The 3,024-nt window shown below is 70.7% G+C and carries 3 protein-coding genes; 1 reads left to right on the top strand and 2 read right to left on the bottom strand.

What is annotated here, in order from left to right; genetic code table 11:
* Both DD1DGNOD_RS14330 and DD1DGNOD_RS14325 read right to left on the bottom strand, forming a co-directional pair.
* Nucleotides 1-503 (bottom strand): SCO1664 family protein (locus tag DD1DGNOD_RS14330; RefSeq protein ID WP_131770370.1); only part of this gene is annotated, 503 nt, incomplete at its 3' end.
* 124 nt (nucleotides 504-627) lie between these two features.
* The gene (locus DD1DGNOD_RS14325; protein WP_131766874.1) at nucleotides 628-1,377 is read right to left on the bottom strand and encodes a histidine phosphatase family protein; all 750 of its coding nucleotides are present in this window, start codon (nucleotides 1,375-1,377) and stop codon (nucleotides 628-630) included.
* A gap of 481 nt (nucleotides 1,378-1,858) precedes the next feature.
* Between DD1DGNOD_RS14325 and DD1DGNOD_RS14320 the strand changes: the two genes are divergently transcribed.
* Nucleotides 1,859-3,024 (top strand): AAA family ATPase (locus DD1DGNOD_RS14320; protein WP_165036722.1); only part of this gene is annotated, 1,166 nt, incomplete at its 3' end.

The following is a 3,024-nucleotide window of genomic DNA, read 5'->3' as shown; positions in this document are numbered from 1 at the left end:
CGCCCGGACGGGGCGGGCAGCAGGTGACCACCTTTGCGGTCGGCATTGTTGACCACGGCGTCGAACAGGGCGATCGTCCGCAACTGAGGATCGTCGGAGCGGGTGAGGGCGAACAGGTCGACGGTCTCGTCGACGTCGATCCACAGCTGGACCATGCCCACGCCGAAAGGGCCGCCCCGCAGCACCGTCGGCGGCACGATCCCCACGCCGGTCTCCTCGGAGACCAGGTAGGCCGCGCGTTCGCGGCCGGCCAGCGTTCCGTCGGGGAAGTCCCACAACGCACGCTCGCCGCGAACCGGCTTGTAGACGCACCGGCCGCTGACACCGTCCAGGCTGATCTCGCAGTACAGGGTCGCGTTGCTGGCCTCTACCAGGCGTCCGGTGACGGTGATCTCACCGTCACCGAGCAGTGTGAGAGCGTCGGACGCGTCGAGACCTCCGGCGTCGGCTGGGTCGAGTGCCGGACGTCCGGGCGGCGTGACGTTGGAAGCGTGCTCACTCACGCCCCTAAGTCTGGCTGCCCGTACGTGCACCCGTCCCTCCCTCTCCGGCCAAAAGCAGCCTCTCCGACCAAAGGCGGCCGATCATTGTTGATGCGCCGCTAGAGGAGAGCACAATCACCCTTGGCTATGACCCGCCGCCGACGATGGCGTCACCGTCGTCGGCGGCGGGCGTCCGCGGTGCTGGTAGCAGGTCTGCGACGGCACCGCCCCGGTCGTTCACCCGGATCACGAACGGTCGCCGTTCGGTGTAACGGATGACGGTGAGTGAACAGGGATCCACCGAAATTCGCTGGAACAGGTCGAGGTGCATGCCCATGGCGTCCGCGACGATCGCCTTGATGACATCGCCGTGGGAGCAGGCCAACCAGACCGCGTCCGGTCCCAGCCGGGCGTTCCAGTCCCGCACCGCCGCAACGGCCCGGTACTGGGTGTCGCGCAGGGCCTCCCCCTCGGGGCCGGGGAAGACCACCGCGCTGGGGTGTTCCTGGACGGTCCGCCACAGCGGGTCGGCGGTCAGCGCCTTCATCTCCTGACCGGTCCAGTCGCCGTAGTGGCACTCCCCCAGCCGGTCATCGATGGCGACGGCATCCCTTCCCTCGGCAGCGGAAACCGGCACGACACCGGGGATGCGCCCGACTTGCTCGGCGTCATCGACCCGCTCGCCCTGGTGCGAAGCGATCGCCTCGGCGGTCTCGCGGCAGCGTTGCAGGGGACTTGAGACAATGACGGTGAGCGGGATGGACGCCAGACGCTGGGCCAACGCCTGAGCCTGAGCTCGGCCTCTGTCATCCAGACCGACTCCCGGCGTCCAGCCGAGGAGGATGGAGCCGGTCACCGCGGTCAGCCCGTGGCGTACGAGCAGGACGGTGGTCACCGGGCCTGCCGGACGCCGGCTGCCGCGCCTGCTGTCACACCAACGGTGCCCAGCACGACTGCTTCCAGGGCATTCAATGCCAGTCCCTTCTGTACGTGGCGCCGCATGGTTAACGCCGGACATGGTTGTCATCACCGCCATCGGCACGATGAGACCGGCGCCGATGATCGGGATACAGACCGCCGCCACGAGACCTGCTCAGGGTAGCCAGCCTTGCGCTCTGCACTCATTTGCCTCGGACTTCAATGGATGGAGTCCGACGAGTCGCATCGACCTTAGCGGTCCACTCTCCGAGAGCTTCGTTCGAGGCTCGTCAACACCGCCGCTGCTGTTCCGTCGGCCGTTCGTCGAGCGTTGCGTCAACGCCGGGACGAGGACGGGGACGACCAGGACATCACCAAATATCACCGTCAGTCACTATCGGCGGCACTCCGGATTCGGCGTGGAACAACATGCCTGCCGGTCGCTCTAAACTGCCGGCATGCCGGCCGAGACCATCTCCACCGACGCACTGCCCAACCTGACCAGGGACGGGGTGCCAACGGTCGACCCGGCCGTCGACCCGGCCGTGGTGTTCGGTGCCTTTTGCGCGGCGGGGCTGTGGCCGGGGCTCGGCCGGACGACCGCGGCGCGCCTGCCCGAAGCCGGGATCCGCACGCCCTCCGACGTCGACGCGACCCGGCTGGCGACCGTCCCGGGTGTCTCCCCCGCCCGGGCCCGGCGGTTGGCGGATTCCTTTTCCGCCGCCGGGAACGCTTATGCCGCGGCCGAGTTGCTGGTCCTGGCCGATCTGCCGGTCCGCCTGATCCGCAGGTTGGTCGACGAGCTCGGGCCGGGTGTGGCCGACGCCCTGCGCGCCGATCCGTGGGCGCTGCTCGCCGCGGGCGAGGCGGAACTCGCCCAGGCCGACCGGCTGGCCCGCGCGATGGGTGCGGGCCGCGACGACGGCCGGCGCGGCCCCGCGGTGGTCGCGCACCTGCTGCGCCGCGCCGCGTTGCGGTCCGGGGATACCGCGGCGCCGGTGGACACGCTCCTGCGGGCCGCCGCCCGCGACGGGGTCGTGGACCCGGCGGCGGCGCTGGGTACCGCGGTCGAGGAAGGCCGGATGGTCGTCACCGACGGGCTGGTCGCGCTCGAGCGGTACGTCACGGCGGAACAGGCCCTGGCCGAAGGGGTCGCGCGGCTGCTGGCCATTGCCGAGCCGCTGCGTCCCGGGTCCGTACGGCCCAGGACGCCTGCCGCACCGGCACGTCCGACGGCCGCGACCGAAAACGACGATCTTCCTGACATGTTCGACGACTTCGACGGCGAAGACCCTGAGGACGACCCCGGGGAGCCCGCGGACCCTGAACCCGTCGCCGCCGCCGAGGAAGCGGAGGACGAGGACGTCGCCGCGGTCCTGGCCGGTCTGGACGAGACCCAGCTGCATGCCGCCCGCACCGCCCTCGACGTCGGTGTGAGCGTGCTCACCGGCGGGCCGGGAACGGGCAAAAGCCGAACAGTCGCCGCGGTCGTGCGTCTGGCCCGCGCCGCCGGCGCGCAGGTGGCTCTGGCGGCTCCGACCGGTCGGGCCGCCAAACGCCTGGAGGAGCTGTGCGGGTGGCCGGCGAGCACACTGCACCGGCTGCTACAGGCGCAGGGGATGTC

Source organism: Candidatus Protofrankia californiensis, from assembly GCF_900634765.1.
GTDB lineage: Bacteria > Actinomycetota > Actinomycetes > Frankiales > Frankiaceae > Protofrankia > Protofrankia californiensis.
The sequence above is the reverse complement of the archived record's forward strand: the minus strand, read 5'-3'. Positions and strand labels throughout refer to the sequence as shown.